General features: G+C 62.1%; 9 protein-coding genes. 3 read left to right on the plus strand and 6 right to left on the minus strand.

Features of this window, described 5'->3' with window-relative positions; translation table 11 throughout:
* Positions 1–311: 311 nt before the first annotated feature.
* From rsmD to SINAC_RS29105, 3 genes are all read left to right on the plus strand, one after another.
* Positions 312–920 carry a 16S rRNA (guanine(966)-N(2))-methyltransferase RsmD gene (rsmD, locus tag SINAC_RS29095; protein ID WP_015249140.1) on the plus strand — a complete coding sequence of 203 codons (609 nt, stop codon included), beginning with the start codon at positions 312–314 and terminating at the stop codon, positions 918–920.
* Positions 917–2266 carry a CCA tRNA nucleotidyltransferase gene (locus tag SINAC_RS29100; protein WP_015249141.1) on the plus strand — a complete coding sequence of 450 codons (1350 nt, stop codon included), beginning with the start codon at positions 917–919 and terminating at the stop codon, positions 2264–2266. The genes rsmD and SINAC_RS29100 overlap by 4 nt, the downstream gene beginning before the upstream one ends.
* 280 nt (positions 2267–2546) lie before the next feature.
* Positions 2547–3560: a DUF1559 domain-containing protein gene (locus tag SINAC_RS29105; RefSeq protein ID WP_015249142.1), complete on the plus strand. Its 1014-nt coding sequence runs from the start codon at positions 2547–2549 to the stop codon at positions 3558–3560.
* 165 nt (positions 3561–3725) lie between these two features.
* On the opposite strand, the gene SINAC_RS29110 is transcribed toward SINAC_RS29105, so the two are convergent.
* From SINAC_RS29110 to SINAC_RS29135, 6 genes are all read right to left on the minus strand, one after another.
* Complete coding sequence (locus SINAC_RS29110) at positions 3726–4985, minus strand: argininosuccinate synthase (RefSeq protein ID WP_015249143.1); 1260 nt, start codon at positions 4983–4985, stop codon at positions 3726–3728.
* 71 nt (positions 4986–5056) lie between these two features.
* Entirely contained in the window at positions 5057–5833 is a 777-nt protein-coding gene (locus tag SINAC_RS29115) for a phosphatase PAP2 family protein (RefSeq protein WP_015249144.1), read from the minus strand.
* A 153-nt stretch (positions 5834–5986) separates the two neighbouring features.
* Positions 5987–7780 (minus strand): aspartate kinase, encoded by a 1794-nt coding sequence (locus tag SINAC_RS29120; RefSeq protein WP_015249145.1) that lies wholly within the window; start codon positions 7778–7780, stop codon positions 5987–5989.
* Between the two features lie 76 nt (positions 7781–7856).
* The gene (locus SINAC_RS29125; RefSeq protein WP_015249146.1) at positions 7857–9068 is read right to left on the minus strand and encodes a cofactor-independent phosphoglycerate mutase; all 1212 of its coding nucleotides are present in this window, start codon (positions 9066–9068) and stop codon (positions 7857–7859) included.
* 97 nt (positions 9069–9165) lie between these two features.
* Complete coding sequence (locus SINAC_RS29130) at positions 9166–10470, minus strand: homoserine dehydrogenase (RefSeq protein ID WP_015249147.1); 1305 nt, start codon at positions 10468–10470, stop codon at positions 9166–9168.
* A gap of 185 nt (positions 10471–10655) precedes the next feature.
* Complete coding sequence (locus SINAC_RS29135; protein ID WP_015249148.1) at positions 10656–13205, minus strand: U32 family peptidase; 2550 nt, start codon at positions 13203–13205, stop codon at positions 10656–10658.
* Between the last annotated feature and the right edge of the window lie 269 nt (positions 13206–13474).

Genomic DNA, 13474 nt, shown 5'->3' on the forward strand with positions numbered 1-13474 from the left:
CTCAAAAGACGTCAACCCGAATCGAAACATCGATCTTCGTACTTTGGACCTGTCGTGAGACGAGCCCCGTACCATCCACGTCCATCTGAGGTCGGAGAGGCAATGCCCTCTTTATGAAAAATCGGGTCCCATAGAGGAAGCCACCCAGCCACTCGTCTACTCACCGACAATCCTAAACCAGAACGGGCGGAGGAGCTCGGTTCGTATGATCTCTGTCATCCGACTACGCATTCGTTTAGGATGGTGTTTTGGGGTACGGCTCCGCAGGAAGTGCTCGCGGGCCTCGAGGATGCCTGGCGGAGTCTGAAGTCATGAGGATCATTGCGGGCCAACGGCGCGGCCACAAATTCGATGGTCCCAAGGGGAAAGCGACGCGACCTACCAGCGACCTGGTACGCGAGTCATTATTCAACATCCTCGGTGAATCGATCGAAGGACTCTTGGTTATCGATCTGTTTGCCGGCACCGGAGCTGTTGGTCTGGAAGCTCTAAGCCGAGGCGCCTCACACGCAATCTTCGTGGAACGCAACCGCGACAACGTCGCCTTGATCTATCGGAACATAGCGACCCTCCGATACGAAGACCGGGGACGGGTCCTAACCGCCGACGCCTACCGCTGGGTACGCGGGTTCGAGCCCATTGACGACGAACCCACGGCCGTATTCCTCGACCCCCCGTATCAAGAATTCGACAAACATGCCGACAAGGTGAACCAACTCCTCCAGGACCTGATCAAGAAGCTACCGACTCGCTCAATCCTCGTGGTCGAGTCGAGGCGAGACCTGGACGAGACCGTGCTGCCCGACCTGGGACAGTGGGACGTCCGCCAGTACGGCGGAACCCAGGTGGCCGTCCGCTTCCTCGGACAGGAGGGGGAGATTGACCAGGCTCCTCCGCCTCTGGATGGGCCTGTGGAATGACGAACCACGAGAATCATCGCGACTTCGCCACCAGGATCGTCGGCCGCCTCCGCCAGGAGGGGTTCCAAGCCTATTGGGCCGGTGGCTGCGTTCGCGACCTGATCTTAGGCCGGGAACCGGCCGACTATGACGTCGCGACCGACGCAAGACCCGAACAGGTCATGGCGATCTTCGGGCGCCGAACCATCCCGGTGGGCGTTTCGTTTGGCGTCGTTCGGGTGCGCGATTCGCGTGAAGGCGGTGAGGTGGAGGTCGCCACCTTTCGGAGCGACGGCGCCTACGTCGACGGCCGGCATCCGGAGTCGGTGGTCTTCAGCTCGCCCGAGCAGGATGCCGAACGGCGCGACTTCACAATCAATGGCATGTTCTCCGATCCATTCAGCGGTGAGATCATCGACTACGTGGGAGGACGGGCCGATCTGGATGCCCGCGTCCTTCGCGCGATCGGCGACCCTTGGGCGCGGTTTCGGGAGGATAAGCTTCGCCTGCTCCGTGCCATCCGCTTTGCGGCCCGGTTCCGCCTGGCGATCGACCCGGCGACCCACTCCGCCCTGGTCACCATGGCCAACCAGATTCATGTCGTTGCCGCGGAGCGGATCGCCCAGGAACTCCGGCGCATGCTGGTCCACGAGAGTCGCTCAGAGGCCATGAACCGGATGCTCGAGTGCGGGCTCGTCGCCCACGTTCTGCCTCCGTTGCTCCCGATGAAAGGGGTCTTCCAAGGCAAACCGATCCAGCCGGAAGGTGATCTCTGGGACCATGTGCTTCTCGTGCTCGATTTGCTCCCCCGCGAACCAAGCTTTCCCCTCGCGTTCGCCGCTCTCTTGCACGATGTCGGCAAGCCCCGGACCATGGCCACTCACAAAGGTCGGATCAGCTTCCACAACCATGAGCTTGTGGGCCGCCGGATCGCGGACGACCTTTGCCGCAGGCTGAAGCTGTCCAACACGGAACGCGAACGAGTCTGCTGGCTCGTCGAGTTTCATCAGTATCTCGGCGACGCCAAGCGACTCCGCGAGGCCAAGCTCAAACGGATGCTCAGTATGCCGGGCATCGACGACCTGCTGGCGCTTCATCGCGCCGACGCGCTTGCCTCCTTCGGCGAATCCCCCCAGGTCGACTACTGCCGTTATTACATCGAAGCGCAACCGTCAGGGCCAATTAATCCTGCCCCATTAGTCACAGGTCATGACCTCGTCCGTTATGGACTAAGCCCGGGAAGTCACTTCTCAACCATTCTGGAACAGATTCGCGAAGCCCAATTGGATCGGCTCATCAACAGCAAGCGCGAGGCACTCGAATGGCTCGACGAGCATCTCGCCTCATTCAAGGTCGAGAAACCCTAGATCACTGCGTCCCGGCTTTGCCCCACTCCGTTCGGATATGAGCCTCGTCAGGATCGATCCGCCTCGGACACACCCGGGTTCATGAGGAGTCACCGCCTCGCCTTGTCTCGTTTTTATCCGTTGGTTCATCTTGATTTGCAATCACTCGTCAAAAAAGTTGACTCGCAATCAAGGGGTTCTGTGGGTTAGAGTTAAAAGGTTCTCAGCTTCGTTGTCACATCCCCGGTGCTCATTCTAAAATCGGACTGACCGTATCTCCCGCGGAAAGGTGTGTTTTACGATGGACGAGTTATCACTCAGGCGATCGCGTCGCGGCTTCACCCTGATCGAACTGCTGGTGGTCATCGCGATTATCGGGGTCCTCGTTGCACTCCTTTTGCCTGCGGTGCAGAGTGCCCGAGAAGCGGGTCGCCGCGCCCAGTGCGCCAACAATATGAAGCAGTTCGGGATTGCGCTTCACAACTACCACACCGCCCTCAACACCCTTCCGCCAGCCAAGATCTTCGGTACGGGGGGAACGGTTGCTAATGGTGGCACGGGCCTCGTGCTGAACACGACCGGCTTTGCCATGATCCTGAATCAGCTCGAGGCGACCGCGATCAACGCGGGGTACAACTTCAACATGCCGTCGAGCAACGCAGTCTTGGCGGGGAGCCTTAACGCGACGGTCGTCGGACTCGCCGCGGGAGGGCAGACCGTCAACAGCACGATGGTCGGTACACTCATCGCGACGTTTGCTTGCCCGTCAGATCAAGCGCCGGACGTCGTCAACGATCCGACCGGGTCTGCGGCTGGCGGAACTCAGTTTTCTCGGCTGAACGCCCGGCGTAGTAACTATGTCCTCTGCGTTGCCCGATACGACGAGAATCTGACGATCAGTGGAAGACCCAAAGATCGTGGCGTCTTCGGCAATGACTCTTCCGTCAAGTTCGATGATATCCGTGACGGTTCGAGCAACACCTGCATGATCGGCGAGTCCGTGCAAATCCATTCCGGGCTAGGAGCAGGCCCTGGACCGTTCTGGGCTGCAGGGAGTTGGGGGTCGACTCATGGAGTAGTCTATCCCACCAGCAACACCAACTATAAGTTGACGCTTCCCAATGCCCCGGCGCCAGGAACCAACCCTCAGAGACTTCCGAGCGTCTGGGTGATGTCGAGCAAACACTCCGGCGGCTTGAATATGCTGTTCGCCGACGGTAGCGTCCACTTCCTCAAAGACTCGATCAACGGGGATATCTGGGCTGGTCTTCAGACCATCAACCGGGGCGAGGTCATCGGGGCCGATTCGTACTGAGCCAAGGCTGTCCAATGGCACGAAGCCACGGTCTCACTCTGATCGCCCGCCCCTGCAAATGAAGTCGAACCGTGTGGCAAGGGTCACACAACAAAGCAAAACGGCCCCCGGTACTCCTTCGAGCACCGGGGGCCGTTCTTATTGCTTTGCCTGAAGCGTTGTCGGTTATTTCTTCTCAGGGGCGGGAGGAATGATGCTGGGCAGCTCGAGGTGAGTCCGGCCATCACTCTTGAGCAACTGATGCTTGGCCTGGGTGGTCTGCGAGAGGCCGTGGATCTTGATGAATCCGAGGGCTGCGGAGGCGTCGTACTGGTCGCCTTCCTCGTAGGTCGCCAGCTCGTGACGGTAGAGGCTATGCTCACTCTTACGGCCGACGATCATCGCGTGGCCCTTGAACAGCTTGACGCGAGCGACGCCCGAGACGAATTGCTGGTTCGAGACCACGAACGCCATCAGGTCCTGGTGCAATGCGCTGAACCAGAGGCCGTTGTAGATCAGGTCGGAGTAGGCCTGGCTGACCAAGGTCTTGAACCGGAGCGCCTCTTTGGAGAGTGTGAGGAATTCGATCTCGCGATGCGCCTCGTGGAGCACGAGCGCCCCAGGAGCTTCGTAAATCTCACGTGATTTGATGCCGACCAGTCGGTTTTCGATGTGGTCGACTCGCCCGACTCCGTGACGGCCCGCGATCTTGTTCAGTTCCTCGATCAGCTCGGTCCCACCGAGTTCCTGACCGTTCAGAGCCACAGGGCGGCCCCGATCAAACGTAATCTCGACCTCTTCCGGCTCGTCCGGAGCGGTGCGCGGGTCGACGGTCCACTGAAAGGTCTCGGCGGGGGGCTCGACCCACGGATCCTCGAGGATCCCCGCTTCGATCGACCGGCCCCAAAGGTTCTGGTCGGTGCTGAAGATGGATTTCTTCGTCGCTTCGACCTCGATGCCGTGCTGCGCCGCGTACTCGAGTTCCTGAGTCCGCGTCCACTTCCACTCGCGCACCGGCGCGATGATCTTCAGGTCGGGGGCGAGCGTCTGGAAGGTGACGTCGAACCGAACCTGGTCGTTCCCTTTGCCCGTACATCCGTGCGCCACGGCAACAGCGCCGTGCTCACGAGCGACTCGAACCATCAGTTGGGCAATCAAGGGGCGGCCCAGGGCCGTCGCCAGGGGATACTTCCCCTCGTAAAGCGCTCCGGCCATCAGCGACGGGAACGCAAAGAAGTCGACGAAGAGATTCCGAACGTCCTCGGCGATCGCCTCAACCGCTCCGGTTCGCAGCGCCTTCTCGCGGATCGCCTGGATATCCTGCCCCTGCCCCAGGTCACAGGTATACGCGATCACATCCAGGTCGTACGTTTCGTTGATCCACTTGACGGCGACCGAGGTGTCGAGTCCGCCGCTATAAGCCAGTACCACCTTGTCGCGTGCCACAGATAAGATCTCGCGCCCAGAGAAAGAAATCGATGTCAGGTCACTTATTCTCGTTCAATCCGGCCGTTCGTTCAACCCCCGGAGAATGGCTCTCGTCCCGACGACTCTCGAGAGCCTGATTGATCCCCCTGGCCAGAAGGCTGCGGGTGGGCCCGGCTGATCCGGGCCAGCCACACACCGAGCACTGTCGACGAACCGATCAGCAAACCAGCCAACACGTCGGTGGGATAGTGGACTCCCAGCCAGACCCGGCTCAACGCAATGGTGAGGGCCGCGAACAGACAGAGGACGACGGCGAAACGCCGCCGCCAACGCCGCGAAGAGGGAATCAGACGAGACAGGAGAAGCGCCATCGTGGTGTAGAAGGCACCTGCAAAAACACTGTGCCCACTCGGAAAGCTGTACAACCCCTCGTTCACAAGCCGGTCGATGAGGGGGGGGCGCTCACGCTTGAAATAAAGCTTGAGGACACTCCCGAGATACCAGGCTCCGAGGATCGCCCAGAGCCAGACGAGAACCTCGGACCGCCGAATGCCCGCGATCGACCGCCGGTGGAGACTGTAGATCCAGAGCATGGCAGCTACGGTTGACGCGATGGCGAACGGCGGATCACCAAATCGGGTCACCAAGAGCATCGACCAGGTCAACTTCGGCCAGTCACCACGATGGGCGACCACCCACCGATGGAGGACGACGTCGAAATCGGTTGCCTCGCTGACTCGCCCGGAGTGGCCGAGCATACCAACGATGCAAATCAGCGCGGCCAGCACCAGTAGAGCACAGCCGAAGGTCATCCATTTCGATTGAGCAGAGGCCAACCAGAAGCGACCGGCTCCACGATCGGGCATGTCGCGTCACGTCCTTAGTTCGGTCGGAAGGATCGGGTTGGTCTTCCGCGAAAACCTGTCTTCCAAGGATGAACTTCCCCCACCAATTCCCGACAACCGGGATTGGCTGCGCCCATCACATTTCCCTTCACCCGCTTCGCAGCGTCACTGGAGTCACGCCTCATCGGCCAGTGAAAAGGCCTCCCGCAAGCAGATGAGGCTCTCTTGGCCCCGACTGATATCGGTCACCACGTTGATCCGGACCTCGCTGGTATTGATCAAGGCGATGTTGATTCCACGTTCGGCCAAGGCGCCGAACATCCGAGTCGCCACCCCGGTATGGGTGCGCATTCCGACGCCGAGAACTGACAGTTTGGCGATGCTCGACTCGACCGAGACCTCCCCCGGGCCCATTCCGGTCACGGCCTTCGTGGCATCTTCAGCCGAGGCGCGCGGCACGGTGAACGAGAGATGGGTGTTGCCAGCCGTGCTGATGTTCTGCACGATCATGTCAACGAAAACTCCCGCATCGGCGATCCGGCGGAAGACCCGCCCAGCAAAACCGGGTTCGTCGGGGACGTTGAACAAGGTGAGGCACGCCTGTGCCTCGTCGAGCTCGACTCCCGAGATCACCAGTTCTTCCATCCCTTGAGGCGAGGTCGAATTGGATCCGTTCTCTGCGTCCTGAGGCTGCCGCAGTGGTTTGGTCTGAGCGTTCTCAATCGAGAACGGGGGCCAAGCGGTGTTATCCCACTCATCAAGGCCAAATGCCTTGTGCACGGTTCGCAGGGCGAGAGCAGCCGACGCACGATCGACCAACACGCTGATCTTGATTTCGCTAGTCGTGATCATCTGGATGTTGATGCCGGCGTTAGCCAGGGCCTCGAACATCGTCGTGGCCACCCCGGTGTGCGTCTTCATCCCAAGACCGACAACCGAGACCTTGGCGACCTCGGCTTCGTGCGCGACCCCGGACGCCCCGACGGACCGAGCGGCGTTCTCGACGGTGCGAAGCGTCTCGGCCAGGTCGCCCGAGTCCACGGTGAAGCTGACCTCGGTCGTTCCGTCGGTCGCGACGTTCTGGACGATCATGTCCACCACGATGTGCGACCCGGCGATCGAGTGAAAGAGCGAGTGGACGACGCCCGGGCGGTCGGGAACTCGGAAGACCGTGATCCGCGCTTCATCTTTGGCCAAGGCTGCGCCTGTGACCGTCACACCCAGCCTGCGGGCATCCTGCTCGGCGACGATCCAGGTGCCGGGCGCGTCGGAAAATGAGCTGCGGACGTGGACCGGTACGCCGTACTTCTTGGCGAACTCGATCGACCGCGAATGCATGACCCCAGCGCCGAGGCTGGCGAGCTCGAGCATCTCGTCGTAGCTGATCCGATCGATCTTCCGCGCCTCGGGGACCACTCTGGGGTCGGTCGTGTAGACGCCATCAACGTCGGTATAGATCTCGCAGGCGTCGGCCCCCAGCACGGCGGCCAGGGCCACGGCGGTCGTGTCGGATCCGCCGCGTCCCAGAGTTGTGATGTTGTAGTCCTGATCCACCCCTTGGAACCCGGCGACGATGACGATCTTGCCCTCGTCGAGGGCCTGGATCATCCGTTCAGTCGAGATGTTGCGGATTCGCGCCTTGCTGTGAAAGCTGTCAGTCACGAGACCGATCTGTGCCCCGGTGAAGCTGATCGCGGGCACGCCGAGCGCCTGGATCGCCATCGCCATGAGCGCGACGCTGATCTGCTCGCCCGTCGAGAGGAGCATGTCCATCTCTCGCGCGGGGGGATGCTCGTTAATCTCTTTGGCCAGCGCGATCAGTTCGTCGGTCGTGTGACCACGCGCCGAGACAACCACGAGAACTTGCTGTCCACGCTGATGGGCCTGAATGGCGCGGCGGGCCGCGGCGAGAATCTTATCGGCATCGGCGACGCTGGTGCCGCCAAACTTCTGGACCAGAAGAGGCACGTGCTTGGCTCCGCAAATCTCGGGCTCGTCGGGAATGAAGGAAGCCCTTCACCCACCGGAAAAAGGAAGGGGAGAGTCAGGTCGATCCTAGAAACGATTTCATCAACTCGAAGCCACGTTCGAATGACGGGCCGCCGGCTGCGCGGGCCGAAACTTCATCGTAGGGGTGTCCTGATGACTTGAGGCCGGTACCGGCCATTGCCCAAGCCACCCAATCCCGGTCGTGAGCCCGAGTCCGAAGTAGGGTCGCATGATCGGGTGAGATCAGAATCCGCCAATCCCCGTAGCCTTCGAGCGCACGCCGAAGCGGGCCCACGATGTCGTGATCGATGCGCTCGAGCGCCTCGACTTTGGCATCGCAACGCCCCTCGTGACTCGCCTCGTCGGGGGCCTCGACGTGAACGCAGACCAGGTCATGGTCCTTCAACGCCTCAATCCCGGATCGCCCTTTGGCCGCGTAATCCGTGTCGAGATAACCGGTCGCTCCCGGAACGTCGATCCGGTTCCAACCAGCGAGCACACCGACTCCACGGACCAGGTCGACCGCCGACAGGATCGCCCCTTTCAGCCCATGAAGATCGGCGAACTTCGGCAAGGCCGGGGCCTTCCCTTGTCCCCAGAGCCAGATCGCGTTGGCCGGCGCTTTGCCGGCGGCGAGCCGAGCCTGATTCACCGGGTGATCACGGACCAAGGCGGTCCCTTCCCGCATCAGTTCCTGGAGAAGTTCCGAACCCGTACCTCGCGGCAAAAAGTCGGCAGCCGGCCGATCGGGCTGGTCGTGAGGGGGGGTCGTCAGGGTCGTCTCATCAAACGGCGCGGGCTTCCCCTGACCACGGACGATCAGCAAATTGCGGTAGCTCACCCCCGGGAAGAACTCGACCCCCGGGCGCCCCAGCTTAGCCTGGAGCGCCTCCATCAGGACTTGCCCTTCCTCGCTGGTGATATGGCCTGCGGTGAAGTCGCTCAGGAGCCCGTCGCGAATCGTCATCAGATTGCAACGGATCGCCCAGTCGTCAGCTCCGAGGGCGTGCCCCATCGCAGCTGCCTCAAGCGGAGCCCGGCCGGTGTAATACACCAGCGGGTCGTAGCCGAACAGGCTCAGGGTCGCCACATCACTGGCCGGAATGAACTTGTCGGGGACGTTGCGCGAACGGCCAAGCACACCCTCCCGCGCGATTCGGTCCATCTCCGGGGTCCGTGCCGCTTGCAGCGGCGTCTTGCCGCCGAGCGACTCCTGCGGCTCGTCGGCCGCTCCGTCGGGGATCACAATGGCGTACTTGGTCGGCATGGATCTCGTGCTCGATGGACTGTCTATCTCGCGAACGCAGGAGAAGCCGCGGGAACCGGAACGAACCCGACGGCTCACTGGCCACCTTTATGAACGGTTATTCTTCCACGCCTAGGCAGATGCTTGGGGCTCGCACCACGTCGAGCCGATCGATCTCGGCCAACGCCGCCGTCAGCTCGGCCTCGACTGCGGAATGCGTCATGATGACCAGCGGAACGGGGCTATCCGCCGGAGCATCGTCCCCCGGATCGTGCTGAATCACGCTGGCAATGCTGATGGCGTGCGCGCCGAGTGCCTGGGCCAGCGCGGCGAGTACGCCGGGGCGGTCGGCGATCGTGAACCGAAGATAGTATCGGCTTCGCACTTGAGCGGCCGAGCTCAGGCGAGGGGCCGGGGCCGCTTCGGGCCAGAGATTCAAGGCCCGCGAAGTCAAGGCCGCTCGACCGACCACGACATCGATCAGGTCGCCGACGACCGCTGACGCGGTCGGCATCATCCCGGCGCCTCGACCATAGAAGAAGGTGTCGCCAACCGCGTCTCCCACCACTCGGATCGCGTTATAAGGGCCACGAACCTCGGCGAGCGGCGTCCCTTTCTTGACGAGGGTCGGTGCGACTCTCAGCTCAAGCCCCGAGTCGGACAGCTTGGCCAGGGCCAGCAGTTTGATCGCATAGCCAAGTTCAGCGGCATACTTGAGGTCGGCCAGTTGGAGCCGATCAATCCCCTCGCGGGCAATCTGCGCAGTCTTGACGCTGGCGCCGAACGCCAGTTGGGCGAGAATCGCAAGCTTGTGGGCGGTGTCGCTGCCGTCGACGTCCAGCGTCGGGTCCGCCTCCGCATATCCGAGCTCTTGAGCCTGACGAAGGGCTACATCGTAAGTGAGCCCGTCCTGGGTCATCGCACTCAGGATGAAGTTACAGGTCCCGTTGACGATCGCGGCCAGGCTCTGCACCTGGTTGGCCGCCAGCGAGACCCCGAGCGCCTGGATGATCGGGATTCCCCCACCGACGCTCCCCTCAAAGGCAATCGCCCGGCCATACTTGCGTGCCTGCGCAAAGACTTGCGGTCCGTGCTCGGCCAGGAGCGCCTTGTTGGCGGTCACCACGTCCTTGCCAGCGGCCAGCGCCTCGAGAATCAAGGACAAGGCAGGGTCGGTCCCCCCCATGGCCTCGATCACAACCCCAACCTCGGGATCCTCAATGACCCGACGCGCGTCGGTCACCAGGCGAACCCCGGCCAGGTCGACGTCGCGCGACTTCGCGGGATCGCGAACCACGGCCCATTTCAGGTCGACCCGCTTGCCCGAGCGAACCGCGATCCGGTCGCCGCACTGCCCGAGCAGGTGAGCGACTCCGGAGCCAACGTTCCCCAGCCCCAACATCCCCACCGCGATCCGTTCCATCCCGCCCCCATCCCAGACACTCTCGACGGAACTCTAACGCCTTACCCGACAAGACAAAATAACCTACGCGATCGCCCCGCGTGTCAGCAAGATGAAGAAACCCGCTCGCGGGATCGAATCCAAATTCAATCCGCGAGTCCCCCAGGCTTTTCCATGGTTGATGGAGAAAACCTGAGACCAGGTGTTTACAGGATGGAGAGCGAGCCTCGCGTCACACCGTAGCGGCTAGTCGCCTTCAGTTCCCGCCAGAGCGATCGGGCATCGCTCCGACCGGCAATCGCGTTGGTATAAAGCGAAATCGTTCGCTCGACCGCCTCAGGACCGTCATCAAGGAACTCGATCCGCAAATGCCGCGAGCGTTTGGCGAGTAACCGGGGAAGATACTCGGCGGCCGACTGAGGCACGGCGTTGAACAGCGTGTTGCGGCAGCCCACGTCCGCCTTGAGCGGATGCTCTTTGCCCACGCGGTCGCGAAGCTTCACATCATGGTCGTCGCAAGGGCGACCGCAGTTCGTCTTGTCAGTCCCTGGCGACAAGACCGCGCAGAAGACACAGTGCTCCATATGGAACATCGGGATCTGCTGGTGAATCACAATCTCGAGCCAAGGACTCGGTACGGCCGCCATCAAATCCTCGAGCTGCTCGAAGCACAGGTCGTAGGAGGCCGTGACCCGAAGCGCCCCCCGCGCCTTCAAGAGCTCAACGGTCAGCTCGTTCGAGGCATTCAGTGAAAAGTCGGCGACGAACGGGATCCCCCGCTCGGCACAGAAGTAGAGTCCCCCCGCGTTCCGGACCAAGAGACCATCGGCCCCCTGCTTTTCCAGGTATCGGAAGAGGTTCGACTCGGACGGCTTCTGAATCCGAGGGGTCGCGATGAACAGGGCAACAGCCTCGCGACGCGCAACGGCCACCGCTTCTTTGTATCGCTTGATATCCTGGTAATCGACGTAGATCGTCTTGATCCCCGCCGCGACCGCCGCCTCGACTTGATTCGTGTCCCGGCAGAGAACGGACAGCGACGGTGCTTCGGTCGCCAATGCGGGATCGGGACGAAAGGAGGTCGCACCAGAGCGAAGCGCGGGGAGCACCGGCTCCACGGCCAAGCTTCGGGGAGCCGGGTGGGATGCCTCCTCATCGAGCTTGGCCACGAGGTCGCGGCGCAAGGCATTGAGGAGGCTCTTGGGGACCATTGGCCCCCCCTCGATCGTGGCGTTCACTTCTCTCAATTGATAGATCGAGCCGCCGAGACGATCGAGTTGGTCGCGAAGCGTCAGTTCAGTCGCCTCCTGACGCTCAGCGCGGTCGAGCGGAGCGTCCGACTCACAGCAGGCTTCCCGACCGGTTGCGGTGCGTCCCTCAAGGCGGAGCGGCTCCCCCACGACAGCACGGACGGCGATGTCGAGCTCGACCTTCCTTCGCTCGGGCCCTTCAAACGTCTTCCGAAGCCGTCGCGTCAATTCGGGATCGTCGGTTTTCCAGACGCGCTGACCGGGGCGAATCCGCCTGGGATCGAGGTCATGCTGACCGAACCGGAGTTCCGCCGGTCCCGCCGAAAGACCGGCCGGTTCCGGGGCCGGGCGACGCCCTCGTTCACGAGTCACGCGAAGAACTTCGTAAACACGCCCCCCTTGTTCGGGAACCTCATCGCCCTGTTCGGCATCAAAGACAAGGCCGTCACCCGGTTTGACGGGGGCCGTGAGATCGAGGCGAATTCCAGGGCCGGCGACTTCGGTCACCCGGCCGAGAAAGATGCCTCGCTTCTTGGCGTGGTCGCCCCGCACGAGCACCTTGTGATTGTTGCCGTCGAGGAAGCCGTGACTGAACCCTCGCGAAAACGACAGTTCCATCTCGCGGACGTCGCGGGCCGAGAATTCGACCGGGTGCCCCGCCCAGGCGGCGTCGATCGCGCGACGGTAGTGCTGGGTGATGTTGGCCACGTACTCCGGAGCCTTCAACCGCCCTTCAATCTTCAGGCTCGCCACGCCGAGGTCGATCAACTCCGGGATCAAATCAAAAGCCGCAAGATCCTGCGGACTCAAGAGATAGCGGACATCGTCGAGATTCTGCAATTCGCCGTCACAGACGATCTCGTAGGGCATCCGGCAGGCCTGAGCGCACTCACCGCGGTTTGCCGACCGACCGCCAAGCGCCTCGCTGGTCAGGCACTGGCCCGAGTAGGCCACGCAGAGGGCGCCGTGGACGAAGACCTCGAGGGGAAGCTCCGCGTTCCGGCCGATCCGACCAATCTCAGCCAACGACAGTTCCCGGGCGAGAATCACCCGGGAGCAGCCGAGTTCTCGGGCAAGTCGAATTCCCTCGATGCTCGTGATCGACATCTGAGTCGAGGCATGAATCTCAAGGTCGGGGGTCAGCGCCCGAATCAGGCGGACCAGCCCGAGGTCTTGCACGATCACAGCGTCGACGCCCGACTCGACCAGGTGGCGGAGCGTTTCTTCCAGGTCGGCCAGCTCGCGAGGAAAGACAAGCGTGTTGAGCGTGACATAACCCCGAACGCCCCGGCGATGGAGCAGGGTCATGACGTCGGGGAGATCGGCCCCATCAAAGTTGGCCGCGCGGGCACGGGCATTATGTCGTTGGAGTCCAAAGTAAACCGCGTCCGCGCCGTTCTCGACGGCCGCGATCAGGCACGTCCGATCTCCGGCCGGTGCGAGAAGTTCCGGCTTGACAGTCCGCTTCACCAAGGACTCGCTGATTTCCGTTCCCGCAATCGCCACGCGTGCCGTATCCTCTCCATTGGAGTTCCGAACCAGCCAGGGTCGTCTTATTATCGCGCCGAACTTGCGTTCCTACAAGAGGATCAGGCCTGGAGACCAGACCTCGGCGTCGAAATTGCGGGTGGGTACGATCGAGGTGGGGAGGCAAGCTTCCGCGACGGCTCCGCCTCGCCCGTCTACTAATGAGCGCCCCCTGGTCAAGCCGACCAAAAATCGGTTGCTTGTCCCGAAGCCGGCCACGAGCTAACCTCGAACCAAACTAAAAAAGG

It is taken from the genome of Singulisphaera acidiphila DSM 18658 (genome assembly GCF_000242455.2).
Lineage (GTDB): Bacteria > Planctomycetota > Planctomycetia > Isosphaerales > Isosphaeraceae > Singulisphaera > Singulisphaera acidiphila.

Bases quoted from the DNA above. Each gene is read 5' to 3' on its own strand.
- SINAC_RS29125 (WP_015249146.1), bottom strand. From the start codon at position 9,068: ATGCCGACCAAGTACGCCATTGTGATCCCCGACGGAGCGGCCGACGAG.
- SINAC_RS29100 (WP_015249141.1), top strand. From the start codon at position 917: ATGACGAACCACGAGAATCATCGCGACTTCGCCACCAGGATCGTCGGC.
- SINAC_RS29130 (WP_015249147.1), bottom strand. From the start codon at position 10,470: ATGGAACGGATCGCGGTGGGGATGTTGGGGCTGGGGAACGTTGGCTCC.
- SINAC_RS29115 (WP_015249144.1), bottom strand. From the start codon at position 5,833: ATGCCCGATCGTGGAGCCGGTCGCTTCTGGTTGGCCTCTGCTCAATCG.
- rsmD (WP_015249140.1), top strand. From the start codon at position 312: ATGAGGATCATTGCGGGCCAACGGCGCGGCCACAAATTCGATGGTCCC.
- SINAC_RS29105 (WP_015249142.1), top strand. From the start codon at position 2,547: ATGGACGAGTTATCACTCAGGCGATCGCGTCGCGGCTTCACCCTGATC.